The sequence below is a fragment of the Luteococcus sanguinis genome, assembly GCF_039527675.1.
Taxonomy (GTDB): Bacteria; Actinomycetota; Actinomycetes; order Propionibacteriales; family Propionibacteriaceae; genus Luteococcus; species Luteococcus sanguinis.
This window is the reverse complement of record NZ_BAAAKI010000017.1, coordinates 41,327-66,307: the sequence shown is the minus strand read 5'-3', so window position 1 is coordinate 66,307 and position 24,981 is coordinate 41,327. Positions and strand designations below refer to the sequence as shown.

Sequence of the window (24,981 nt, the reverse complement as noted above, 5' to 3'; positions counted from 1 at the left end):
CTGTGGGCCCGATCGGTTCAGCTCACTCGTGGAAGACCTCGATGTTGGCGCCCAACTTGTTCAGGCGGGCCGGCAGGTCTTCGTAGCCACGGTTGATGACGTAGACATCGCGCAGGATCGTATCGCCGCGGCCTGCGAGGGCCGCGAGCAGCAGGCAGACGGCCGGGCGCAGCGCCGGCGGGCAGACCAGGTCGCGCCCGCGCCAGCGGGTCGGGCCGTTCACGATCAGACGGTGCGGGTCGAGCAGCTGCACATTGCCGCCGAGCTTGTTGAGCTCCAGCAGGTGGATCGCGCGGTTCTCGTAGACCCAGTCGTGGATCAGCGTCTGGCCGTCGGCGACGGCCGCGATGACCGCGAAGAAGGGCAGGTTGTCGATGTTCAGGCCCGGGAATGGCAGCGGGTGGATCTTGTCCGCCGAGGCGTGCAGCTGCGAAGGGTGGACGGTGATGTCCACCAGACGGGTGAAGCCATTGCGGGAGACATACTCGTCCGAGAGCGAGTACTTCAGCCCCATCTCCTCCAGGATCGCGAGTTCGATCTCCAGGAACTCGTAGGGGCACCGAGTGACCGTCATCTCCGAGCCGGTCACGATCGCTGCGGTCAACAGGCTCATCGCCTCAATGGGGTCCTCGGAGATGTCATACTCCACGTCCTTGTCGATGTCGGCATTGCCGGTGATCGTCAAGGTGGTCGAACCGATGCCGTCGATCGTGACGCCGAGCATCTGCAGGAAGACGCACAGGTCCTGAACCATGTAGTTGGGCGAGGCATTGCGCAGGATCGTGGTTCCCGGGGTCTGCGCGGCGGCCAGCAGCGCATTCTCGGTGACGGTGTCGCCACGCTCGGTCAAGGTGATGCGGCGCACCTCGTTGACGCGGGAGACCTCGACGGTGGCCTGGTAGAAGCCCTCGGTCGCCTCGACGTCGAGGCCGAAGGGACGCAGCACCTGCAGGTGCGGTTCGATGGTGCGCGCGCCAAGGTTGCAGCCGCCGGCGTAGGGGAGCTGGAAGCTGTCGTACTGGTGCAGCAACGGGCCCAGGAACATGATGACCGAGCGGGTACGGCGGGCCGCGTCCAGGTTCATCTCGCCCAGCTGGAGCTCGGCGGGCCGGTGGAGGGTCAGCGTGGTCTTGTCAGCATTCCAGGCGGCCTCGACACCCACGGAGGTGAGCACCTCGACGATGCGGTTGACCTCCTCGATGCGCGCGATGCCACGAAGAGTGGTGCGGCCCTTGTTGATGAGGGAGGCGCACAGCAGCGCGACGGCGGCGTTCTTGGACGAACGCACCTCGATCGACCCGGACAGCTTGCGGCCACCCTCGATGCGCAGGTTCGTGGTGCGGTTGTCGGCGGGTGCGATCAGCGGGGACTCGAGGGCCTCGGCGATGCGGTTGATCATCTCCAGGCTCAGGTTCTGGTTCCCGGCCTCGATGCGGTGCACTGCACTCTGCGAGGTGTTCAGGACGTCTGCGAGCTGGTGCTGGGTGAGCCCGCGCTGCTTGCGGGCATCGCGAATCAGCCGGCCGATGGAGGCAGGAGTGGTCTCGGTCATGCCGACCAGAGTAACTCACGTTTGAGATAATCCATCCACCCGGTGACGTGTTGTTCGTTCAACAGCCCCACAGAATGCGACTGGAACGACAGTCCAGAGGTTACGGTCACGGCAGGTTTACCCCCTCGTCACCCGGACGACGCGTCTCTGCCCACGTCCGCCCCTAGCGTCGTCCAAGCCTGGTACCCACTATCGGGCCACCCCTTCGAAAGGAACCAGAGATGGGCAAGACCCTCAAGGTTGCAGCGATCGCCGCAGCGTCGCTGTCGCTCGTCGCCGGCGCCGGGGCGGGGGCCGCAGAGGCCAACCGCTCGCGCAGCAACGAGATCCACAACGTCATCTACCTGCTCGGCGACGGCATGGGCCGCACCCACGTCAGCGCTGCCCGCGAGCGCTACTACGGCGCCGACGGCAAGCTCGTCATGGAGACGCTGCCCAATGTCGGCCAGAATCGCACCTACTCGGTCGAGGCGAACTCCGGTCAGCCGGGCGAGTCGGACTTCGTCCCCAACTACGTCACCGACTCCGCGTCCGCGGCCACCGCGTGGGCCTCCGGCGTCAAGACCTACAACGCCGCGCTTGGCGTCGACGCAAAGGGCAACGTCAAGCCCACGGTCATGGAGCTCGCCAAGAAGGCCGGCTACCGCACCGGCAATGTCTCCACCGCCGAGATCACCGACGCCACCCCTGCCGGGCAGATGAGCCATGTGCTCCTGCGCGGATGCCAGGGCCCGAACTACTCCGCCGCCGCCTGCCAGTACCCGACGGTCACCGGTGGCACCGAGCTTCCCACCTCCGACGTCCGCGTCACCCCCGTCGCCGACCAGATCGCCCGCAATGGCGTGGCCGACGTCATCATGGGCGGTGGCCTGAGCCGCTTCGACGCCACCGACGAGCAGTCGCTGAAGGCACAGGGCTACACCGTCCTCGGCTCGCCCGCCGCCCAGCGCGTCGCGACCGAGCAGGACCTGAACCGCCTCAAGGCGTCCAAGAAGGGCAACAAGGTCTTCGCCCTGTACAACAAGGGCAACCTGACCATCGAGCGCAGCAAGCGCCTGAACCCGGCCAGTGCCGAGGCGAAGGAGCCGAACCTGGCCGAAATGACCCGCAAGTCGATCGAGCTGCTCGACACGAACAAGGGCAAGAAGGGCTTCTACCTGCAGGTCGAGGGCGCCCTGATCGACAAGCGCTCGCACGCCAACGACGCCGCGCAGACTTTGGAGGAGACCAAGGCCTTCGACGAGGCCGTCCGCGTCGCCCTCGACTACGCGAAGAAGGACAAGCACACCCTGGTCATCGTCACCGCCGACCACGAGTGCGCGGGCTTCAACATCATCGAGAAGGGCACCTACACCAACGCCGAGGCCGTGACCCCGCCAGCGAATGTCGACTCGGGGAACACCGCCAACAACTCGACCCCCTCGCGGGCCAAGTCTGGCGCCCTGGACCCAAAGCGCTCGTCCGGCATCATCAACGGCTCCGGCTCGGCTGACACGGCCAACTTCGGCCCCGCAACCTTCCGCACCGTCGACGACCCCGCTGGCGTCGAGGACGGCACCAAGGAAGCCAGCCTGTGGCTGAGCTACCTGTCGGGCAACCACACCGGTGCCGACGTGCCGGTCTACGGCTACGGCCCGTCCTCCTACAAGGTCGCAGGCTCCATCGAGAACACCGACTTGTTCGACATCGTCGGCCAGGCTCTCGGCGTCGTCGCCTGACGCCAGCAGTACCCTCAAGAACCCCATCTCGACCAGGGGGCACCAGCACGTGGGGCTGGACGGGAACCGTCCAGCCCCACGTGTGCACTCCCACTGCATTCACCCCCCCAATGGGGTCGACACCAACGGGGTCGACACCAACGCATCCGACCCCAACGCATCCGCCCCGAACAGCAGCAGAGGAAGACATGCCGCGTCCTACCCGCCGTACCGTCCTGACCGCCGCCCTCGCCAGCCTGGCTCTGGGCGCCTGTTCCAGCGAGGAGGTCACCGCGCCCGACCCCTCGTCCGCCGCCATGACCAGCTTTCCCTCGCTGACGCCTGCGAGTGGTGACCCGACGCTTGCCTCGATGGCCACCGCGAGCCCTGCTGCCGGACGGGTCGTGCAGGTCGCCGGGCCCTTCGATGACCGCTTCACCCTCAGCGATTTGACGCTTGACGGCTCGACGGTCAGCGGCACGCTCCGCGTCACCTCCGACGTCTCGGAGCTGTTGGAGCTGCAGGTGGTGGCCGGCTTCCATGACGCCTCGGGCAGGCTGCTGGGCACCTCCCGCTTCACCCACCACCTCGATGGCGCGCACACGCACGAGGAGGCCTCGGCCGCCCCCGGGGCGAGCGTCGACCCGCACCCCTCGGAGGAGTTCGAGATCAGGGCCCCCGCCGGCATCGCGTCCAAGGTCGTCTCGGCCAGCGTCGGAGTGCCCGTACTGGTCAACGAATGACATCGCGAAGCGCCTCCCGGCGTGGAATAGAGTGCAACTCATGAGCTCTCATTTCGACGTCGTTGTCCTTGGCGCTGGCCCCGGTGGCTACGTCGCCGCCATTCGCGCCGCCCAGCTGGGCAAGAAGGTCGCCATCATCGAGAAGGAGTACTGGGGCGGTGTCTGCCTGAACATCGGCTGCATCCCCACCAAGTCGCTCCTGCGCAACGCCGAGATCGTCCATCTCGTCACCAAGGAGGCCGGTACCTTCGGCCTGTCCGGTGAGGTGACCGCCGACTACGGCAAGGCCTTCACCCGTTCCCGTGCGGTCAGCGACCGGATGGTCAAGGGCATCCACTTCCTGATGAAGAAGAACAAGGTCACCGAGTTCTCCGGCTGGGGCACCTTCACTGGCCCGAAGGCGATCAGCGTCGCCAAGGAAGACGGCTCCACCGAGGAGCTCACCTTCGACGCCTGCATCATCGCCGCAGGTGCGACCACCAAGCTGCTGCCGGGCACCCAGGTCAGCCAGAATGTCGTGACCTACAAGGAGCAGATCCTCGCCGACCAGCTTCCGAAGTCGATCATCATCGGCGGCTCGGGGGCCATCGGCACGGAGTTTGCCTATGTCCTCAACAGCTACGGCGTCGACGTCACGATCGTCGAGTACCTGGACCGCGTCGTGCCCGCCGAGGATCCCGAGATCTCCGCCGAGCTGACCAAGCAGTACAAGAAGCTGGGCATCAAGCTGATGCCGAGCACCGCGGTGAAGACCGTGGAAGACCACGGCCAGGGCGTTCGCGTCACCGTGGCGCCGGCCAAGGGTGGCGACGAGCAGGTGCTCGAAGCCGACAAGTTCATGCAGGCGATGGGCTTCGCGCCCCGCACCGAGGGCTTCGGGCTCGAGAAGACCGGCGTGCAGCTGACCGACCGCGGCGCCATCGCGGTGGACGACTACCTGCGAACCAATGTCGAGGGCATCTTCGCCATCGGCGATTGCACCGGCAAGATGATGCTGGCCCACGTCGCCGAGGCCCAGGGCGTCGTCGCCGCGGAGACCATCGCGGGAGCGGAGACCTTCCCGGTGAACTACGACTTCATCCCGCGCGCCACCTACTGCCAGCCGCAGATCGGCTCCATGGGCTACACCGAGGAGCAGGCGCAGGCCAAGGGCTTCGAGACCAAGGCGGCGAAGTTCCCCTTCGCCGCCAACGGCAAGGCCTGGGGGCTGGGTGAGGGCGTCGGCTTCGTGAAGATCATCGCCGACAAGAACACCAACGAGATCCTCGGTGCCCACATGATCGGCCCCGACGTGACCGAACTGCTGCCCGAGCTGGTGCTCGCCCAGCAGTACGATCTGCGCGCCGACGAGATCGGCCGTACCGTGCACGCGCACCCGACCCTGTCGGAGGCGCTGAAGGAGGCCGCCGAGGGCATTGTCGGCCACATGATCAACTTCTGATCACAAGCTGACCCGCCAGAACTCAGCTGACCCTCCAGAACTCAGGGGCCGCGTTGGCGTCCGTCCGGTTGGACGGATGCCGGCGCGGCCCTAGATTTGTGCCATGCGCGACCTGCAGAAGACCATCATCGACGAGATGGGCGTCAAGCCCGCGATCGACCCTGCCGTGGAAGTTGAGCGGCGGGTCGCCTTCTTGTGCGAGTACCTCAAGGCCACCCACACAACGGGCTTCGTGCTGGGGATCAGCGGGGGGATCGACTCGACCCTGGCCGGCCGGCTGGCCCAGATGGCTGTTGACCGCTTGAGGGCCGATGGCGTCGAAGCCGACTTCGTCGCCGTCCGGCTGCCGCACGGTGTGCAGGCCGACGAGGCGGATGCAGCAGCGGCGATGCGCTGGGTGGATGCCTCCACCGAGGTCACGCTGAACATCAAGCCCGCCACCGACGGCATGGAGAACGCCTTCGAGGAGGCGATGGGCATGCAGATCAGCGATTTCAACAAGGGCAACGTCAAGGCCCGGATGCGCATGGTTGCCCAGTACGCCATCGCCGGCGAGAAGAACATGCTGGTGATCGGCACCGACCACGGCGCCGAGTCCGTGACCGGCTTCTTCACCAAATTCGGCGACGGGGGAGCGGACATCCTGCCGCTCTTCGGCCTCGACAAGGGCCAGAACCGCCAGCTTCTGCAGCACCTCGGGGCGCCCGAGCAGTTGTGGGCCAAGGTGCCCACCGCCGACCTGTTGGATGGCAAGCCGCTGCGCACCGACGAGGACGAGCTGGGCATCACCTACGACCAGATCGACGCCTACCTGCAGGGCGAGCAGATCCCCGACGAGGTGGCCGAGAAGCTGGAGCAGAAGTACCTGCGAACGCGCCACAAGCGCGCCACGCCCGTCACGATCCATGACACCTGGTGGCGTTGATCGCTGTGCGCCGAGCCCTAGCCACTTTGCTGGTCGTGCTGGCGGCCGGATGCTCCACGTCCACCGCCGACCAGACCGCACCCACGAGCACTACTGACCAGACTGCACCCACGCCCACTGCGTCGGCCACGCCGTCCGCGCAGCCTGCGCTTGAGCTGCCCCGCGGTGGTCGGACGATCTTCCCGGCCCACCGCTTGTTCGGCTATTCCGGTGCCCCGGACGCCCCCGGTCAGGGGCGACTCGGAATCGGCGACCTGGATGAGCGCGTGGTCGAGATGGAGCAGCGCGCCAAGCCCTACGCGAAGGGACGCGAGGTGCTGCCCGTGATGGAGCTGATCGCGACCACCGTCCACTCGTCCCCCGGCCGCGACGGGATGTACCGCACCCGCGTCGACGATTCGGTGATCGAGGAGTGGCTCGCCGTCGCGCGCAAACGCAAGGCCCTGCTGCTGTTGAACATCCAGCCCGGTCGGGCCGATTTCGTCGACGAACTCAAGGCCTACCAGGGCTGGCTGGCCCAGCCGGACGTCGGCGTCGCGCTGGACCCGGAGTGGGCTGTCTCGGCGGGGCAGACCCCGGGCAAGGTCTTCGGGCACACGTCGGGCAAGGAGTTGAACGCATCGGCGAAGTACCTGGCCGGCATCGTCGCGAGCCACCACCTGCCCGAGAAGGTGATGGTCTATCACCAGCTCAACCCTGGTGTCGTGCGCAACGAACAACAGCTGAGCGCCCACAAGGGCGTCGTGATGGTGAAGTCGGTGGATGGCATCGGATCGCCAAGTGCGAAGACGGCAACATGGGAGCGTGTGGTCGCGACCATGCCGGAGTTCGTCCACCCCGGTTTCAAGCTCTTCTACGAGGAAGACGCGGCGACCGGTGGACGCGTGATGACCGCGGCAGAGGTACTGGGGCTGCGGCCGGTGCCAGAGTACGTGCTGTTCGAGTGAGGAGACCCGATGTTCTGGCTGACCGGTGACGAGGCCGCGGACGACCTGCTGGCAGACGACGACAATGCGCTGCTCGTGGGCATGTGCCTGGACCAGCAGATCCCGATGGAGAAGGCTTTCGCCGGCCCCGCCGTAATCGCCGAACGGATGGGTGGACGCTTCGACGTCGCCGCCATCGCCGCGATGCCCGAGGAGGACTTCGTGGCGCTGTGCGCGCAGCGCCCGGCCGTGCACCGTTTTCCCGGATCGATGGGCGCGCGGGTGCACCAGCTGTGCTCCGTGCTGGTCGACGAGTACGACGGCAGTGCGTCTCACCTGTGGCGGGATGGGGACGGGGCAACGGTGCTGCGGCGGCTGAAGGCCTTGCCGGGCTTCGGCGACCAGAAGGCCAGGATCTTCCTGGCAGTGCTCGGCAAGCGCCGCAAGCTGCCGCTGCAGGGCTGGCAGGCGGCTGCCGGAGACTACGCCGACGACCAGTACCGTTCCGTCGCCGACATCGACGGCCCCGAGAGCCTGCTGCGCGTGCGGGAGACCAAGAAGGCCGCCAAGGCTGCCGCCCGCGCCGCGAAAGAGCTTGCATGAGCGAGATCCACGATGGCGAGCACCCACGGCTGGTGGTCGGGGCGATCATCGTCCGCGACGGGCTGGTGCTGGCCGCGCGCCGCAGCCGTCCGGCTGAGTTGGCTGGCAAGTACGAGTTCCCTGGCGGGAAGGTCGAGGCGGGGGAGCAGCCCGAGGCAGCGCTGGTGCGTGAGATCCGGGAGGAACTGGGCGTCGAGGTGGGCGTGGACGCCGAACTGGAGTCGCTCTCGGGCCACTGGCCGATCGGTCCGGCGATGAACCTGCGCGTGTGGTTCTGCGAGCTCGTCGAGGGTGAACCGGCACCGGGGGAGTCGCACGACCAGATCGTCTGGTGCTCGCTGGCGGCCCTTCCCGAGCTGGACTGGTTGCCGGCCGACCAGCCGGTCGCGGACGCGCTGGCTGCGCTCGCTGACCAGCCATAGTCGCACCCCTATGCGCCACGTCCAGGCTGCCCACTTCCGTGCGGACCAGTTCAGCGCCCCCAAGTTGCCGCTGGCCGCCCAGCCGCAGGAGGGGCCAACGCCAGCCTCGGTGCACCTGGTGCTGAACCCGATCGGCAACCGGGCTGGGCTGGTGGCCGAGCTGGTGCGAGCCCGCTGCGATTCTGTCGGAGCATCGCTGACCGTCCATGAGACCAACCGGGACGACCCGGGGCCCGGCCAGGCGCGCGTCGCCCTGGCCGCTGGCGCCGACCGCCTGGTGGTGGCCGGTGGTGACGGGACCGTCCGCGCGGTCGCCAAGGAACTGGCTGGTAGCGGGGTCGCGATCGGCATCATGCCCACCGGCACCGCGAACATCTTCGCCCGCAACATCGGGCTGCGTCCCCGGAACCTGACCGCCTGCTGCGACGTCGCCATGGGCACCCGGCAGGCCCGCGTCGACCTCGGCCTCGCCAGCTTCGACGGACCCGCCGGCCGAGAACACCACGCCTTCCTGGTGCTGGCGGGCGTCGGGCGCGACGCGGAAACCGTCGACGGCACTCGCGGCGGCCTGAAGCGTCGCGCGGGTTGGCTGGCCTACTTCGAGTCGGGGCTGCGGCACGCCGTCCGTCCGGCGTTGCCGATGCGGGTCGGCATGGACGCGACTGGCCTGCAGAGCCTGCTGGTGTGGAGCGTGCTGGTCGGCAACACCCCGCGCATCCCCGGCGGGGTGCAGGTGTTCCCCGGCGCCGTCATCGATGACGACCTGTTGGACGTCCTGATCTGCCATGTGACCAGGCCCTGGCAATGGTTCGGGGTCGCGCGGGCAGTCATCCCGAGGCTCGACGCACCACGTCGCTTGGTGTCGCGCCGCCAGGCCCGCACGGTGGAGGTCGAAACCGTTGAGCCCCTGTTGCTGCAACTGGACGGCGACGTCCACGGACCCATCACGCGCGCGACCTTCAGGTTGCGCCACCAGGCCCTCGACGTCTGCATTCCGGAAGGACGACCATGACCACCACCAATTCGCTGGTCCAGGCACTGCTGGACGGCCACACCAACGCCGACCAGGAGCACGAGGTGCTCGCCGTCATCGAGGCGATGCCCGGGGCGGAGCTGAACGAGCTGCTGGACGACGAGACAGCCGAGCGCCTGATGGACTCGATGGACAACCGCCTCTTCGGGCCCGACAACCACGCCCGTTTGGTGCAGGTGCTGGAGCGTCGACGTCCCGAGCTCGATCTGCATGCGCTGGCGGCCATCGTCCGGGCGCTGCAGAGCGGGCGCACCGGTATTGAGGACGAGCACCGGATCGCCGACATCATCTGCCACCTACAGGGCTCCGAGCTGACGAAGTTCAAGAACATCGTGAGCCTGCGCAAGGACCAGCACGACCTCGAGGGGCTGGTCTACATCGCGATCGACGACAAGGACGTCCGCCAGCGCATCCTCGACCACATCGCCGAGCAGGCCGCGTCGGTGCCGCGCACCGAGGCCAAGGTGCTGAGCGACATCGACGACACCGTCTTCTGCAAGCTGCACGACAAGCGCTACCCGAAGGGCATCGTCTACCCGGGCGCGCTCGCCTTCCAGGAGGCACTGGACCTCGAACCAGACGACCAGCCCATCTCGATGGGCGACATCACCTTCGTGACCGCCCGTCCCGGCGACGTCTTCGGGCTGATCGCCCACCACTCGCGCGAGTCGCTGAACAAGGCCGGGGTCGCCGACCTCACGATGCTGTCGGGAAGTCTTTTCTCGTTGCGCAGCCTGGACGCGATGGCCGGAAAGAAGGTGGCCAACATCGAGCACTACGTCGAGCTCTTCCCCGAGCACCACATGATCTTCATGGGCGACTCCGGGCAGGGGGACGTGAAGGTGGGCGAGCGCATCTTGGAGCGCTTCGGGGACGTGGTGCGGGGCGTCTTCATCCACGACGTCGTGGACACCACTGATGACAAGCGGGCCGAGTGGGCTGCCAAGAGGATCTGGTTCCACGACACCTATGTGGGGGCGGCGGCCAAGGCTTTGGAGCTGGGACTCCTCTCGGCCGAGGGGCTCCGGACGGTGATCGACGAGGCCACGCAGGAGTTGGGCCAGATCCAATTCGAGGATGACGAGCAGCGTCAGTGGATGCAGGACCTGTTCGCCCGCGACACGGCGATGGCCGAGCGGTCCCTCGCGACTAGACTGCCGCGGTGAGCAGAACCGACGCCCCGGGCAGCACGTCCACTGGCAGCACATCCACTGGAAGCACATCCATCGGAAGCACGTCCACCGACGACATCCACGCTGGAACCCAGGCCGAGGATGACCTCGTCCGCATCCCGGCCGGCGCTCGGGGTCTGGCACTGGCCGTGGCCGGCGTGGTGCTGGCCGTGGTGGGGATCGTCTGCTTCACCCACGGGCAGGCGCTGCTGGTCCGGCTGCCGGGGCCGATCCCGACGATGGACAAGTTGCCCACCGACGGGTCCGCTGACGCCGCGAAGGGGTGGATGTGGGCCGGTTTCGCCGGGGTTGGGCTTGGCCTTCTCGCCGAGATTGCAGCTGGCGTGCTGGGTTGGATTGCCCAGAAGGCGGGGGACACCCGCGGCATCTGGGCGCTGGTCACCGCGCTGGGTTGGCCACTGCTGGTCGTGCTGACCGTCGGCGGTATCGCCGCGAGCTGAGCGGTTGGTATCGCCGCGAGCTGAGGTCAGGCGATCCGCACCTTCGTGTATCGAGCGAGGGACTCCAGCAGCTCCTGCTGGAACTCGTAGTCCAGCGCGGCCGGATGCGGCTTCTCCCGGCCATGGTGGAACCAGTAGCCACCGCTGCAACACACGTCCGGTTCCTCGCTGGTCGCCAACCATGCCTGGGTCTGGTGCGCCAGCCCGAGGTCATCAGGAGCGGAAGGACCACCCATCCGGGTCGGCACCCAGCCGGGGTCGACGGCGTGGGCCCGCACCGCCGGCCACAGGCGCGCGATGGCCTCCATCAAGGTGGTGACGTAGAGCTGCGAGTCGGAGTAGCTGCGGGTGATGGTCCGGCCGCTCCAGTCGATGCCGGTCAGGTCAGGGTCGCCACCGCGGTGCATGCTGCTGCTGACGTAGACGATCCGGGACGGACGCGCGATCAGGGCGGTGAGCACATAGGGCGCCACCACGTTGACCGGGAGCACCAGGTGGTCGTCCATCGTCCCGGCATTGTGGACGACAGCGTCCAGCGGCCCCATCTCGTTGACCCGGTCGGCCATTCCGCGGAGTTCGTCGAGGTTTCCCAGGTCGCCGAGCACCTTCTTGGCCCCGGCCTCGAGCAGCGGGCGTACCGTCTCCAGACGTTCGCGGTTGCGGGCGTGCAGCACCACGCAGTGGCCGGCCGCGAGGAGTTGCTCGGCGGTGGCGCGCCCGATTCCCTCGGTCGCGCCGGTCACCAGGACCCGTCTCATCCTTGTGCCTCTCGTCAGGGGTTCCCTGCCAGTACACCCTGCAAGGGGGTCCGTTGCCACCTCGCTGCTAGCTTGTGGGAGCCGCGCCGCGGAACTGGATGCGTATTCAAGGCCCTTGGCTTCATCTACTAAAAGTTAGCCAAGGGCCTTCATGTTTCAAGCGACCACAATCACCGAGCTGGTCGACGGGTGCCTCCGGCCAGCCGAGCAACGCGTCCCCAGCAACACGACGCAGCCTTCGCCGTGGCAGGATCAGGCGCATGAGTGCAGCGCAGCCCTACCTTGACCCGTCCCTGTCGATCGCCGAGCGCGTCGAAGACCTGTTGGGCCGAATGACCCTGCTCGAGAAGGTCGGGCAGATGCTGCAGCTCAATGCCCAGGAAGATCTGGAGGACATCGTCCTCAATCGTCATGCCGGTTCCATCCTGCACACGCCGCCGGAGCGTTTGGCCGTTGCCCATGACCTCGTCCAGCAGACCCGCCTGCGGATCCCGCTGGTGGTCGCCGACGACTGCATCCACGGCCACTCCTTCTGGCCGGGAGCGACAATCCTGCCCTCGCAGCTGGGCATGGCCTGCACCTGGAACCCCGACCTGGTGCGTGCCGGCGCGCGGATGACCGCCGTCGAGGTGGCACCGACGGGCATCCACTGGACCTTCTCTCCGGTGCTGTGCATCGGCCGTGACCTGCGCTGGGGACGCGTGGACGAGACCTTCGGCGAGGACCCGCACCTGCTCGGCGAGCTGGGCGTCGCGATGGTCGAGGGCTACCAGGGGTCCGGCCTGGACGACCCGACTGCGATCCTGGCCTGCGCGAAGCACTTCGCCGGCTACTCCGAGACGATCGGCGGACGCGACGCGTCCGAGGCCGACATCAGCCGCCGCAAGCTGCGCAGCTGGTTCCTGCCGCCCTTCGAGCGAGTGGCCCGGGCTGGCTGCCGTTCCTTCATGCTCGGCTACGAGTCCATCGACGGCATCCCGATCACCGCCAACGAATGGGTGCTCTCCGACGTGCTGCGCGGCGAGTGGGGCTTCACCGGCACGCTGGTCACCGACTGGAACAATGTAGGGTCGCTGGTCACCGACCAGAAGGTCGCCGCCGACATCACCGAGGCAGCCGCCATCGCCATCACCTGCGGCAACGACTTCGTGATGACCACCCCCACCTTCTTCGAGGGCGCGCAGGATGCCGTCGCCAAGGGCTTGGTGACCGAGGCGCAGGTGGACGACCAAGTACGCCGCATCCTCGCGCTGAAGTTCGCCCTCGGACTGTTCGAGAACCCGCGCCACGCCGACTCCGAACGCCAGCAGGCCGTCATCGGCACCGCCGAGCACCGCGAGCTGGCCCTGGAGCAGGCGCGCCGCTCGCTCGTCCTGCTCCGCAACGAGGATGCGCTGTTGCCACTGGATCGTTCGTCGTCGCTGAAGGTCGCGGTGGTCGGCCCGAATGCGGACGACGTGCAGAACCAGCTCGGCGACTGGGCCGGTGGGTCCGGGCAGGTGGAGTGGATGGCCGACTACCTGCCGCGCGAGCTGACCGAGACCATCTGGACCGGCCTGCAGCAGGTCGCACCGCAGGGCTGGAAGCTGACCCACGTCCGCGGCGTTGGGATCGGCCAGAGCGAGCAGATGGGCGTGTTGCCGGACGGGCAGCCCTTCTACCCGGAGTTCCAGCCCGAGCCGATCGACCAGGCCGAGTTCGACCGCGCAGTCGAGGCCGCCCGGGCAGCGGACGTCGCCGTGGTCGTCGTCGGCGACAACATCGCCCTGACCGGGGAGGGACGCTCCACCGCGACGCTGGAGCTGATGGGCGGACAGGTGGCGTTGCTGGACGCGGTCGCCGCGACCGGCACGCCGATGGTGGTGGTCGTGGTCTCCGGCAAGCCGCTCGTCCTGCCCGAGTCGGCGCGCAATGCCGCTGCGCTGGTGTGGGCCTTCAACCCGGGCATGCGCGGTGGCCTGGCCTTCGCCGAACTGTTGACCGGGGCGATCGAGCCCTCGGGGCGCCTGCCGATCTCGATCCCGCGCCACGTCGGGCAGCAGCCGCTGTTCTACAACCAGGTCCGCGGGGTGCACGGCCAGGGCTACGCCGACCTCACCTTCGACCCGCTCTACGGCTTCGGCCAAGGCCTGGGCTACACGCGGTTCGAGTACTCCGACCTGCTGGTCACCAACCCGGAGGTCACCGAGGAGGAGATGTTGCATGCCACGGTCGTCGTCCGCAACACCGGCAGCCGGCCGGGACGAGAGACCGTGCAGGTCTACGTCCGCGATGTCGTCACCTCCGTCACCTGGGCCGACCGGGAACTCAAGCACTTCCAGCAGGTCGACCTCGAGGCGGGGGAGTCGCGGCTGTTGCAGATCGACCTCCCGGTGAGCGCGTGCACGATCGTCGACCGGCATGAGCGCCGCGTCGTCGAGGCGGGCGCCTTCGAGCTGCTGGTGGGCCACAGCTCTCGGACGCAGGACCTGCTGGCGGCCAGCTTCGAGGTGGTGGCGCGGGAGCAGCACCCCTCCTGCTGATCCACCTTCCACGGGAGTCGACAGTGCTGGAGCCAAAACTGTCAGTGGGGTAGGGAAGAATCCTCTCCATGACCGAGCAGCGCCCCAGCACTGGGCAGCACCCCGCCGACCGACATGACCTGATCCGCGTCCAGGGCGCTCGCGAGAACAACCTCAAGGACGTCTCGCTGGAGATCCCAAAGCGTCGTCTGACGGTCTTCACGGGTGTGTCCGGGTCGGGCAAGAGCTCGCTGGTGTTCGAGACGATCGCCGCCGAGAGCCAGCGGATGATCAACGAGACCTACCCGGCCTTCATCCAGGGCTTCATGGACACGACCTCGCGTCCCGAGGTCGACCACCTCGAGGGCCTGACCACAGTGATCACCGTCGACCAGGAACGGATGGGTTCCAACCCGCGCTCCACGGTCGGCACCGCCACGGATGCGAACGCGATGCTGCGCATCCTGTTCAGCCGGCTTGCGATGCCGCACATCGGTGGCCCGAAGGCCTACTCCTTCAACGTCCCCTCGGTCAGCGGGGGTGGTGCCATCACGGTCGAGAAGGGCGGACGCCAGGTCAAGGAGGTGAAGAAGTTCACCGTCACAGGCGGCATGTGCCCGCGTTGTGAGGGCATGGGTCGGGTCAGCGACTTCGACCTCGACGAGCTCTACGACGCCGAACTGAGCCTCGCGCAGGGTGCGTTGAAGATCCCCGGCTACTCGATGGACGGCTGGTACGGCCGCATCTACAAGGGCTCGGGCTTCTTCGACCCCGACAAGCCCATCAAGGACTTCACCAAGCGTGAGCTGGACGACCTGCTCCACAGGGAGGGCACCCGCATCAAGGTGGACGGCATCAACGTCACCTTCGAGGGCCTCATCCCCAAGATCAACAAGTCGATGCTCAGCAAGGAGGTGGACGCGCTGCAACCCCACGTCCGCGCCTTCGTGCAGCGCGCGATCGTCTTCCAGACCTGCCCCGAGTGCGAGGGCACCCGCCTCTCCCAGGGTGCCCGGGCCTCCACGATCGACGGGGTCTCCATCGCGGACGCCTGCCGGATGCAGATCTCCGACCTCGCCGCATGGGTGCGCGGCATCGACGAACCGTCCGCCGCGACCCTGCTGAAGGGCCTGCAGGACCTCCTCGACTCCTTCTGCTCGATCGGGCTGGGCTACCTCTCGCTGGACCGCCCGGCCAGCACCCTGTCCGGCGGCGAGGCGCAGCGGACGAAGATGATCCGCCACCTCGGCTCCGCGCTCACCGACGTCACCTATGTCTTCGACGAGCCGTCCATCGGCCTCCATCCGCACGACATCGCCCGGATGAACGAACTGCTCGTCCAACTGCGCGACAAGGGCAACACGGTGCTTGTGGTCGAGCACAAGCCCGAGATGATCGTGATCGCCGACCACGTGGTCGACCTCGGTCCGGGCGCGGGCACCCACGGTGGTCAGGTCTGTTTCGAGGGGACGCTGGCCGCCCTGCGGAAGTCCGGCACGCTGACCGGGCGCCACCTGGACGACCTTGCGCAGGTGAAGTCGTCCGTGCGCACGCCCAGTGGCGCGATCGAGGTGCGCGGGGCATCGATGAACAACCTGCAGGACGTCGACGTGGACATCCCGCTGGGGGTGCTGGTGGTGCTCACCGGCGTCGCCGGGTCGGGCAAGAGTTCGCTGGTGGCCGGGTCGCTGGCCAAGCGCGATGGCGTTGCGCTGATTGACCAAGGCGCGATCACCGGGTCGCGCCGGTCAAACCCGGCGACGTGGACGGGCGTCCTGGAGCCGATCCGCAAGGCCTTCGCGAAGGCCAATGGCGTGAAACCAGCCCTGTTCAGCGCCAACTCCGAGGGCGCCTGCCCGACCTGCAATGGCGCCGGGACGATCTACACCGAGATGGGTTTCATGCAGGGGGTCACCACCGTCTGCGAGGACTGCGAGGGCAAGCGTTTCAACTCCGAGGTGCTGCAGTACACGCTGGGCGGGCTCAACATTGCCGAGGTGCTGGCGCTCCCGGCGACCGAGGCGCTGGACTTCTTCTCCGCTGGTGACGCGAAGGTCCCCGCCGCCAAGACGGTGCTGGCGCGCATGGTGGACGTGGGTCTGGGCTACCTGACGCTGGGCCAACCGTTGAACACCTTGTCGGGTGGTGAGCGACAGCGGTTGAAGCTGGCGGCCGAGATGGGTGGCAAGGAACAGGTGATCGTGCTGGACGAGCCAACCACGGGCCTCCACCTGGCCGACGTGGAGAACCTGTTGGGGATGCTCGACCGGCTCGTGGATGCCGGGAAGTCGGTGCTGGTGATCGAGCACCACCAGGCCGTCATGGCGCATGCCGACTGGATCATCGACATGGGTCCCGGGGCGGGCCACGAGGGCGGACGGGTGGTCTACGAGGGAACGCCCGCCGACCTGGTCGAGAGCGCGTCGACGCTGACCGGCCAGCACCTGCGGGACTACGTGGGGGAGCCCTTGAGCCGGATGTCGTGAGCCGGGTAGCCCAGGCAACGCTCTCGCAGGTCCCCGGCCTGCAGCAGGTGCCAGGCGGCGATCGCGATGTACTCGCCTGGCTGAGGTATTGCTGTGCGGGTTCGGCTCACCCCGGCCCGGGGCAGTCGGTGGGTGTTCCATTGGTCCAGATCTCACAGCTGGTGCAAAGGAGTACCCATGAACACCGTCCGTCGCCTTGCGGCCTCCATCGCGGTCGTCGCCGTTGCTGCGACCGGCCTTCCCTCGTCACCGGCCCACGCCGACGACGCACGACTCAACCTCACCAGATGGAACCTCCCGGCCCAGAAGGTGAGTTCCGCCTCCTGCGCCTACTTCCCCGTACTGGCACGGGTCTCGACCACTTCCGGATACAGCCTTGACTTCGTCGACGCTGATGTCACGAAGGGCAGCACCCTGATGGGTTACCTCACCAACGACGGGAGGATCAGCACCGAGTTCGAGTTCTGCCCTTCCCTTGGCGACGCCTTCGGCGCGTACACCTTTGGTCCGAGCGACATCTTCGGAACGGACGCCAGGGGCGAGGACGTTCAGGCCCGCGACACCACCAAGGGGACGCTGTACATCCGTCGCGCCTCGAAGGTGGGCCTGTCCACCAGCAAGAACGGCAACTACGTGTCATTCAAGGGCCAGGCGATGCGCTTTTCTGTCTCCCGCATGGTCGCCAAGTACGTGGGGTGGCCGAGCGCTCCGTTGAACGTCCAGTACCGCAACTCCAGCGGCGTCTGGGTGACCGCCAAGACGCTGACTGCCAGTTCCACGGGAACCTACGCGACGAAGGTCTCCTCGACCACCCCCCGCGTGTGGCGCGTCACCACCGGCTTCAACGCCGACACCGCGTCCTCGGCATCGCCGACCAGCACCCGCTGACCTCACAGACACCAAGTCACCGCTGCCAGGCATGGCCAGTCCGCTGGACCATCGCGTGGCGGCGGTGTTTTGTCCCTAGGGTGATCGCGTGCCCATGAACGTGCCGGTCCGCGCCGATAACGGTCCCGGCCAGAGTGGGTCCCACCTGGTCAGTGAATCCGCGACGGAGCGGGGGATCGGTGCCATGGCGGCGCTCGCCGTCGTGGTGATGATCGGCTCGTCCGGGAGCCTCGTCCCGTTGTTGACCCGGCCCGAGATCGGGGGCCGCTCCGGGGCTTTTCTGGTGATGGCAGCACAGGCCTCCAGCCTCAGCCTGATGCTGCGCCGTCACCAGCCGGTTTCCATCGTTGTGAGCGCACTGCTGCTGGCTGCCGGGTCCGTCCGGCTCGGCGGCACGCCGCTCGGTCAGTTCGACTGGTCGCCCGGCACCTGGGCCACCCCCATGGTCATCATGTCCCTGGCCGTGCCGCAGTTCCCGCGGCGTTGGATCTCGCTCGCCCTCATCATGGCTACGGTCGGCCTCCTGGAGGCCTGGTCGGTGGCCGAACTGGGGCGCCCGTGGCGGCTGGCGCTGCTCCAGTGGCTGTTCGTGATCCACCCCGTGGTGACCCTCGCGCTCTTCGTGGACGCGCTACGGTCACTGGCCCGTAAGCAGGATCTTGCCGTCAGGCAGCTCCGCGCGACCCAGCTGCGCCGGGAGGCTGCCGAGGCCGAGTCGACGGCCTCGCACGAGGCAGCGAGGCTGGTGCACGACCATGTCCTGCAGGCGCTGTCCGCGATGTCCTGCGGCGGAGTCGCGGTGTCGTACCTGAGGACGCTGGCGGCCACGGAACTGGCTGCCGTGAACCACCGCCGGCCCGCCCCGGTCGTCGACAGCCTGGCGTCCCGGCTCTCCGCGCTGCCGTCGGGGCCCGTCCCCGTGCAGGTCGTCGGAGACTGCCGCGGCATGCCGGGGATCGTCGCCGACGAGGTGACGGCGGCCGTGCGGGAGTTGGTGGCCAACGCGCAGCGCCATTCGGAAGCCAGACATTGTTGGGTCGAACTGCGCAACACCCCCGACGGGCGGCACCGCGTCCGCGTGCGGGACGACGGCCATGGTTTCGACCCGGCGGCCCCGACCTCCGGCCTCGGGCTGCGCCATTCCGTGCGACAAAGGTTGACCGAGCTGGGAGGCAGTGCCCGCGTCATCACCGCACCGGGCAACGGCACTGAGGTGCTGCTGGAATGGCCCGCCAAACCCCAGTGGAACCGCCCGTCAGCCATCGGTGTGCCACCTCGGGAACGGTCCCAGCTCGTGTTGAGCGCCGTACCCGGACTGGTGGCTACCCTCATCACGGCCGCGCTGATGGCCGAACAGACGACGGCACCGATGCTGGGCCTCGTCATCACGGTCGCGGCGATCGTCCTGGCGCTGCTGCTGGCCAGGCGTGCCGCGCGCCGTCCCACCACCGCCCAGCACCTGGCCCTGGTGGCCATCGCGCTCGTGGCGTGGGGGGTCAACCTCTGCATCGTCCCCACCACGTCGGTCGACGGCTATCTGCTGTGGATGTCCGGCGGCCTGGCGGCGATGGTCCAGGTCGTGCTGCTCACCTCGTCGCTGCGCCGCGGCTTCGCCGTCGCGGTGCTGATGGTGTTGGTCGTCCCCATTTCGATGGTCGCCAGATTCGGCACGGCAAGCACCACCGGCCCCATGGTGGGCGCCGTGGTTGCCGTGTTGAACATCGCGGTATGCGGATTCGCAGCCCTGGCGGTCGCCCATGTGCTCACCCAGCAACGGGCCCGGCGCGAAGACCAGCAACGGCAGGCGGTTCGGGCCGAAGGCCTGGCGGCCTCCCGAGCCGGCATCCGCGCATGGTGGTCCCAGCACTCACTGGCGCCCAGCCTTGCGTTGCTCCACGACGTCGCTGCGGGACGGGTTGACCCCGCCGCTCCCGAGACCCGGGCGCAGGCGGGGTCGCTGGCCGCAACGCTGCGAGACGAGATGCGCTTCGGACCATCGGCCGCAACGCTCTGCGCGATCGCGGGGTCGGCGAGGGCGGATGGCTGGTGCTTGCGGCTGGCGCTCCCGGAACAGCTTGACGCTGCGTCCAGCGCGAGCGCTGCCGACCTCGTCTCCGCCCTCGGATCGCCCCCGAGCTCGGGGCAGGAGGTGACGATCAGCCATGACCCGGCCAGCGGTTCGGTGCAGGCCGTCGTCGTCGCAGCGTCCCCAGAACAGGTGGACAGCTGGCATGACAAGGGACTCCGAGTGCAGGCTGACGGGGATCTTGCTCGGTTGGGGTCGCGGTCATGATCCGCGTGGCGCTGCTGGACGACCACCCCATCGTCCACACCGCGCTCGAGGGTTTGTCGTTCATGTCGGGCGGCCGCGTCGGCACCGTCCTGCATGGGACGACGTCGAAGGACTTCATGGCCGCGATGGATGGTGTGGCGGTTGACGTCGCCATCGTCGACCTGCTTCTCGGGGACCGCTTGGACGGCCCAGGTGTGGTTGCTGAACTCGCACTACGAAAGATTCCGAGCCTGCTCTACACGGCCGAGTCCCGACCTGTGCCGGTCCGTCGTGCCATGGCAGCCGGGGCTCGGGGGCTGGTGCTGAAGTCCGACCCGGTCGATGAGTTGGTGGCCGCTGTCGAAGCTGTCGCGGCCGGAGGGGAGGTCGTGGGCAGTGAAGTAGCCCACGCCCTGGTTGAAGACCCGACGCTCGTCCCGCACCTGTCGCCCCGCGAGGTTCAGGTGTTGCAGCTGCTGCACGCCGGGGTGCCGCGCAAGGCGGTCGGACGGATGCTGGAGCCACCGGCCAGCGACGCCAGCGTAGCGACCTACCTGCGCCGCGCGCTGGCCAAGTACCGCCAGCTGCGTCCGGTGCCAGGCGTCGCGGAGATGCTGCGCCAGGCTTATGGCGACGGCTGGTTCACTGACTGACGCCAGGACGATCCCAGCCGGCGCGGTGTCACACGGTCAGGTCAGCTGGTGAGGTCAGCCCTGGGGTCCGCACCAGGCTCTCCTGCGTGGCGAAGGACTCTCGGCACAAGTCACTCTCGGCACAAGTGATTGTGGGATTCGTCACATCCAGCCCGGAAATGGGGCCGGTGGGTGGGACGAAGACCCTGTCACGGGGGCGCTTCCTAGACTGCGGACGGGGTTCGACCCCGCCCAACATCCCGGAGGGGGACGACGTGACCACGAGACAGGCCACCACCGACCAGGCCGAGCCGGCCACCGCAAAGCTGGTGATCGACGGGGTGGAGCACGAGCTCCCCGTTGTCGTCTCCACCACCGGCGAACGACACCTCGACATCTCCCAGCTCCGTGCCCAAACTGGGCTGACCACCCTCGACACGAGCTTCGCCAACACCGCGTCCTGCCGCTCGTCCATCACCTACATCGACGGTGAGCAAGGTCTCCTGCGCTACCGCGGTATCCCGATCGAGGAGTTGGCGAAGAACAAGATCTCCTTCATCGAGACCGCCTGGCTGCTGATCTACGGGCAGCTGCCGGACGAGGAGGAGCGGACCCGCTTCTCGGAGCTGTTCACCCACCACGCCGCCTTGCACCACGACATGAACAAGCACTTCGACGCCTTCCCGGCAAACGGGCACCCGATGGCGATCATGTCGAGCATGATCAACGCGATGAGCACCCACTATCGTCCGCGGGTGACCGACGAGGAGAGCTTCCAGCTCGCCGCCACGCGCCTGATGAGCCGGGTGCGGACCATCGCCGCCGCCTCCTACAAGTCGTCCATCGGGGAGCCGCTGATCTATCCGCGACCAGACCTGGACTACGTCCGCAACCTGCTGCACATGATGTTCTCGGTGCCCTATGACGACCACGACCCCTCCCCGGAGGCGGCCAGGGCGTTGAACCTGTTCTTCGTCCTGCACGCCGACCACGAGCAGAACTGCTCCACCTCGACCGTGCGGATGGTCGCCTCCGGCCAGGCCAACATGTACGCCGCGGCCTCGGCGGGCGTCTCGGCTCTGTGGGGTCCCTTGCACGGCGGCGCCAACGTCGAGGTGGTGCAGATGCTGGAGCGGATGCGCCGCGACGGCACCAGCGCCCAGCACATGCTCGCCCAGGTCAAGGACAAGAAATCGGGCGTGAAGCTGATGGGCTTCGGGCACCGCGTCTACCGCAACTTCGACCCGCGCGCGAGGCTGCTGAAGAATGCCGCGGATGAGCTGCTGGAGTCGATGCAGGTCAACGACCCGACGCTGCCGCTGGCGATGGAACTGGAGCAGGCCGCGCTGGCGGACGACTACTTCGTCGAGCGCAAGCTCTACCCGAACGTCGACTTCTACTCAGGCATCATCCTGCGCGCCTTGGGGATTCCGCTGAACATGTTCACGGTGATGTTCGCGATCGGACGCACGCCCGGGTGGATCGCCCACTGGAAGGAAGTCCGCGACGACTCCGCCCAGCGGATCCAGCGGCCACGCCAGGTCTACACGGGCGTGCCCGAGGCACGCTGGGTGCCCCGGGCCGACCGCTGAGATTCACCAGGCCGGGATTTCGCGCCCCCATCGTGCCGAGGGTGCCTCCGGCCAGACATCTGCTTCAGTTCGCGACGGTGAATCGCTGGTTGCGGTGGTTGCCGCGCTCCAGCTCGTCGACGATCGCGACCGACAGGTCCTCGGCGCTGACCGAATCCCCGACCGGTGAGTCGGTGCCCTCGACATAGCTGCCGGTGCGCTCACCGGGAGTCAACACGGGGGCGGGGGAGATCATGGTCCAGTCGATGCCCTCGCTGGCCTCGTAGTCCTGGAGGACGGTGGTGAAGGCGGCCGCCTCGGGGAGGTAGTCGGCGGGGAAGTCGGGGCTGTCCTTGAGTCGGACGCCCTCGGACGCGAACAGGGAGCCGGCGCCGCCCACGACCAGCACCCGCTTCGCCGGCGGGTTGGCGATCAGGGCACGGTGGGGCGCGATGATCTGGTCGGAACGTCCGTCGCGGGGGCCGGGGACCGTGATGACGGCTGCATCGGCGGCGTCGATGGCCTCGACCAGGGCGGCGGTGTCGTTGATGTCGAGCCCGAGGGCGCTGCTGGCACCTTCCACCTGCTGGCCCGAACGGCTGACCGCAACAACCTGGTGCCCACGCGAGGCGGCCTCGGCGACCAGGCGCTGGCCAACCATGCCGGTGGCCCCGATGACGGTGATCTTCATTGCTCTAACTCCCAGAAGTCCGCGCGGTCCGAAGTGGCCGCTGCTCTGGGGAACTACACGGCCGTCCGCTTTGTTCCAGTGCCCGGGCCAGTTCCTTCTTGATCTGTGCAGTTCGTTCTTGATCAGTGCGGTCCTTCTTGATCCGTGCAGTTCCTTCTTGATCTGTTCTTGAGGAAGTCTTGGCCGTGGCTGGAAGTTCGACCGCCAGAGTCATTGGCATGACCTCCCCAGTTGACACCACGTTCCCGTCCCCCGCTCCGCGTGGCCGCGACATCGGCGGCCTCTTCCTGCTGGGCGGTGGCTCGCTGCTGGCTCTCGTCCTCGCGGTGGTCGCCGGAGACCTCACCACCGGAGGCTCGGCCATGGACGGAATGTCCATGACCCACTACATGGGTCTGCTGTCGGTGCGCCAGCCCTGGAACCTGCTGTTGTTCATGGCCCTGCCGGTGGTGCTTGCCGAGATTCTCGCGATCAGCGAGATGGTGCTGCTCCTGAACCCCGGTGCTCCGGGTTGGGTCGGCAACCTGAGCCGCTGGGCGGGGTTGCTGGCCGGGCCGGTCTGGGTGTTCATCACCGTGAACCTGCTCATCCATGCGGTCTACCCGCTGACCGTGCACGGCCAGTGGCGAGGGGCTGCTGACGTGATCGCCGTGTCGGCCTACCTGCTCGGATCGCTCCCGATGCTCGGCATCAGCCTGGTGGAGGCGGGCCTGTTGGGCCGCTCGGATGCCGACCGCAAGCGCTTGCACGTCACCTTTGTCGCGATCTTCCTGGTGGTCGCGCACGTCGCGATGATCATGGGAATGCTCGACCCGACAGTGCTCGGCTGGAGCGCCAACTCGGGCATGGACCACTCCAACATGCCGGGCATGAACCACGACATGGGCAACATGCCAGGCATGGACCACTCCGGCATGATGATGCCAAGCGCCAGCCCCACGCGCTGATCTGGTTGGCTGGACGGCATGGCTGAACGGGGTGCTGCACGGGTGCTGGTGGTGGACGACGAACCGGTGCTCGCCGGCACGGTGCGCAACTACCTGGAGCGCGCCGGCATGGTCACCCGCATCAGTGGCGACGGCCTCGACGCGCTCGCCCAGGCCGAGGACTGGCGCCCCGACGTCATCGTCCTCGACCTCGGCCTACCGGGACTCGACGGCATCGAGGTCTGCCGCCGACTGCGGACCTGGAGCGACTGCTATGTGCTGATGCTCACCGCCCGCGCGGACGAGGTCGACACCCTCGTCGGCCTGTCGGTCGGCGCGGACGACTACATGACGAAGCCGTTCAGCCCGCGAGAGCTGGTGGCACGGGTGCAGGTGCTGTTGCGCCGGCCACGGTTTGGCGTGAGCAACGTCACACAGGAGCGCCGCTTCGGCGCGCTCATCGTGCGTCCAGCCGCCCGTGAGGTGGAACTGGACGGTGTCGTGCTCGACCTGACCCGCACGGAGTTCGACCTGCTGGACGCACTCTCCTCCCACCCCGGCCGGGTGCTCACTCGCCAGCGGCTCTTCGAAGACGTCTGGGGTTACGACTGGGCCGGGGACGACCACCTGGTCGACGTGCACGTCGCCAACCTGCGCAAGAAGTTGGGCGACGACTCGTCCTCGTCCCGCTTCGTGCAGACGGTGCGCGGGGTCGGGTACCGGATGGGTCCGGGCCGATGACCGGTCTGGGCTGGGGACGACGACTGCTGTGGACGCAAGTGGCGGTGCTGGCCGCGATGGGACTGACGGCGGTCGTCACCGCAACGGTGGTGGGCCCGGCAGTCTTCACCCAGCACATGCACCAGGCCGGGCACGGGCAACCGGCGGTGCTGGACCATGCCGAACAGGCCTTCCGTGCAGCTGGCGCAGTCTCCCTGGTGGTGGGGCTCGGGGTGGCGCTGGTGGTCGCCGTCGCGACGGCGTGGCTGGTGAACCGCAACCTCGCCCGGGGCCTCGATGCCCTGATCGAGGGAGCTGCGCGAGTGTCCCGCGGGGACTACGACCAACCCGTCCGGCTGGCCGCCGGTGACCCAGAGTTGGGCGAGGTCGCTGAGGAGTTCAACCAGATGGCTGCCCAGATCGCGTCCACCGAGAACACCCGCCGTCGGATGCTCACCGACCTGGGGCACGAGCTGCGCACACCGCTGGCTGCGGTGCAGGTGACCCTCGAGGGATTGCAGGATGGGGTCGTCGCCTGGAACGACGAGACCTTGTAGGTGC

The 24,981-nt window shown here is 67.8% G+C and carries 22 protein-coding genes; 19 read left to right on the top strand and 3 right to left on the bottom strand.

The genetic code is table 11. The annotated features are described in order from the left end of the window. Positions 1-22: 22 nt before the first annotated feature. The gene (locus ABD089_RS12020; protein ID WP_343886667.1) at positions 23-1,552 is read right to left on the bottom strand and encodes a helix-turn-helix domain-containing protein; all 1,530 of its coding nucleotides are present in this window, start codon (positions 1,550-1,552) and stop codon (positions 23-25) included. A gap of 221 nt (positions 1,553-1,773) precedes the next feature. Here ABD089_RS12020 and ABD089_RS12015 point away from each other — a divergent pair, with 221 nt between their 5' ends. The 10 genes from ABD089_RS12015 to ABD089_RS11970 all read left to right on the top strand — a co-directional run bounded on the left by ABD089_RS12015 (position 1,774) and on the right by ABD089_RS11970 (position 10,975). After that, on the top strand, positions 1,774-3,270 hold the full coding sequence (locus ABD089_RS12015) for an alkaline phosphatase (RefSeq protein ID WP_343886666.1): 1,497 nt from the start codon (positions 1,774-1,776) through the stop codon (positions 3,268-3,270). A 188-nt stretch (positions 3,271-3,458) separates the two neighbouring features. Further along, positions 3,459-3,992: a hypothetical protein gene (locus ABD089_RS12010; protein WP_343886665.1), complete on the top strand. Its 534-nt coding sequence runs from the start codon at positions 3,459-3,461 to the stop codon at positions 3,990-3,992. Positions 3,993-4,032: 40 nt separating this feature from the next. Further along, positions 4,033-5,433, top strand: a complete 1,401-nt coding sequence (gene lpdA / locus ABD089_RS12005; RefSeq protein ID WP_343886664.1) for a dihydrolipoyl dehydrogenase — start codon at positions 4,033-4,035, stop codon at positions 5,431-5,433. A 103-nt stretch (positions 5,434-5,536) separates the two neighbouring features. After that, positions 5,537-6,358: an ammonia-dependent NAD(+) synthetase gene (nadE, locus tag ABD089_RS12000; protein ID WP_343886663.1), complete on the top strand. Its 822-nt coding sequence runs from the start codon at positions 5,537-5,539 to the stop codon at positions 6,356-6,358. Beyond that, positions 6,349-7,305 (top strand): hypothetical protein, encoded by a 957-nt coding sequence (locus tag ABD089_RS11995; protein WP_343886662.1) that lies wholly within the window; start codon positions 6,349-6,351, stop codon positions 7,303-7,305. The genes nadE and ABD089_RS11995 overlap by 10 nt, the downstream gene beginning before the upstream one ends. 9 nt (positions 7,306-7,314) lie before the next feature. Then, entirely contained in the window at positions 7,315-7,887 is a 573-nt protein-coding gene (locus tag ABD089_RS11990) for an HhH-GPD-type base excision DNA repair protein (RefSeq protein ID WP_343886661.1), read from the top strand. Beyond that, complete coding sequence (locus tag ABD089_RS11985) at positions 7,884-8,309, top strand: (deoxy)nucleoside triphosphate pyrophosphohydrolase (protein WP_343886660.1); 426 nt, start codon at positions 7,884-7,886, stop codon at positions 8,307-8,309. Before ABD089_RS11990 ends, ABD089_RS11985 begins: the two co-directional genes overlap by 4 nt. 10 nt (positions 8,310-8,319) lie before the next feature. Next, the gene (locus ABD089_RS11980; RefSeq protein ID WP_343886658.1) at positions 8,320-9,321 is read left to right on the top strand and encodes a diacylglycerol/lipid kinase family protein; all 1,002 of its coding nucleotides are present in this window, start codon (positions 8,320-8,322) and stop codon (positions 9,319-9,321) included. Then, on the top strand, positions 9,318-10,508 hold the full coding sequence (locus ABD089_RS11975; protein WP_343886657.1) for a phosphatase domain-containing protein: 1,191 nt from the start codon (positions 9,318-9,320) through the stop codon (positions 10,506-10,508). Before ABD089_RS11980 ends, ABD089_RS11975 begins: the two co-directional genes overlap by 4 nt. Further along, entirely contained in the window at positions 10,505-10,975 is a 471-nt protein-coding gene (locus ABD089_RS11970; RefSeq protein WP_343886656.1) for a hypothetical protein, read from the top strand. Before ABD089_RS11975 ends, ABD089_RS11970 begins: the two co-directional genes overlap by 4 nt. A 26-nt stretch (positions 10,976-11,001) precedes the next feature. Here ABD089_RS11970 and ABD089_RS11965 read toward each other — a convergent pair whose 3' ends face one another. After that, positions 11,002-11,733, bottom strand: coding sequence for an SDR family NAD(P)-dependent oxidoreductase (locus ABD089_RS11965; RefSeq protein WP_343886655.1), 732 nt, complete (start codon positions 11,731-11,733; stop codon positions 11,002-11,004). A 260-nt stretch (positions 11,734-11,993) separates the two neighbouring features. On the opposite strand from ABD089_RS11965, the gene ABD089_RS11960 reads away from it, so the two are divergent. The 6 genes from ABD089_RS11960 (at position 11,994) to ABD089_RS11935 (ending at position 22,104) form a co-directional block, all read left to right on the top strand. Further along, the gene (locus ABD089_RS11960; RefSeq protein WP_343886654.1) at positions 11,994-14,255 is read left to right on the top strand and encodes a glycoside hydrolase family 3 N-terminal domain-containing protein; all 2,262 of its coding nucleotides are present in this window, start codon (positions 11,994-11,996) and stop codon (positions 14,253-14,255) included. 68 nt (positions 14,256-14,323) lie between these two features. Continuing rightward, on the top strand, positions 14,324-16,720 hold the full coding sequence (locus ABD089_RS11955) for an ATP-binding cassette domain-containing protein (protein WP_343886653.1): 2,397 nt from the start codon (positions 14,324-14,326) through the stop codon (positions 16,718-16,720). A 177-nt stretch (positions 16,721-16,897) separates the two neighbouring features. Further along, positions 16,898-17,608 (top strand): hypothetical protein, encoded by a 711-nt coding sequence (locus ABD089_RS11950; RefSeq protein WP_343886652.1) that lies wholly within the window; start codon positions 16,898-16,900, stop codon positions 17,606-17,608. A 94-nt stretch (positions 17,609-17,702) separates the two neighbouring features. Beyond that, positions 17,703-19,901: a sensor histidine kinase gene (locus ABD089_RS11945; protein ID WP_343886693.1), complete on the top strand. Its 2,199-nt coding sequence runs from the start codon at positions 17,703-17,705 to the stop codon at positions 19,899-19,901. Next, the gene (locus ABD089_RS11940; RefSeq protein WP_343886651.1) at positions 19,898-20,533 is read left to right on the top strand and encodes a response regulator; all 636 of its coding nucleotides are present in this window, start codon (positions 19,898-19,900) and stop codon (positions 20,531-20,533) included. The genes ABD089_RS11945 and ABD089_RS11940 overlap by 4 nt, the downstream gene beginning before the upstream one ends. 254 nt (positions 20,534-20,787) lie before the next feature. Then, positions 20,788-22,104 (top strand): citrate synthase, encoded by a 1,317-nt coding sequence (locus ABD089_RS11935; RefSeq protein ID WP_343886650.1) that lies wholly within the window; start codon positions 20,788-20,790, stop codon positions 22,102-22,104. Between the two features lie 64 nt (positions 22,105-22,168). Here ABD089_RS11935 and ABD089_RS11930 read toward each other — a convergent pair whose 3' ends face one another. Beyond that, positions 22,169-22,774: an NAD(P)-dependent oxidoreductase gene (locus ABD089_RS11930; protein ID WP_343886649.1), complete on the bottom strand. Its 606-nt coding sequence runs from the start codon at positions 22,772-22,774 to the stop codon at positions 22,169-22,171. A gap of 218 nt (positions 22,775-22,992) precedes the next feature. Between ABD089_RS11930 and ABD089_RS11925 the strand changes: the two genes are divergently transcribed. From ABD089_RS11925 to ABD089_RS11915, 3 genes are read left to right on the top strand one after another with little or no spacing between them, the layout of a single operon-like run. Next, positions 22,993-23,721, top strand: a complete 729-nt coding sequence (locus ABD089_RS11925) for a DUF6803 family protein (protein ID WP_343886648.1) — start codon at positions 22,993-22,995, stop codon at positions 23,719-23,721. 18 nt (positions 23,722-23,739) lie between these two features. Further along, a complete protein-coding gene (locus ABD089_RS11920) occupies positions 23,740-24,441 on the top strand; it encodes a response regulator transcription factor (RefSeq protein ID WP_343886647.1) in 702 nt (233 codons plus the stop codon). Beyond that, positions 24,438-24,977: a HAMP domain-containing protein gene (locus ABD089_RS11915; protein ID WP_343886646.1), complete on the top strand. Its 540-nt coding sequence runs from the start codon at positions 24,438-24,440 to the stop codon at positions 24,975-24,977. Before ABD089_RS11920 ends, ABD089_RS11915 begins: the two co-directional genes overlap by 4 nt. The last annotated feature ends 4 nt before the right edge of the window (positions 24,978-24,981 follow it).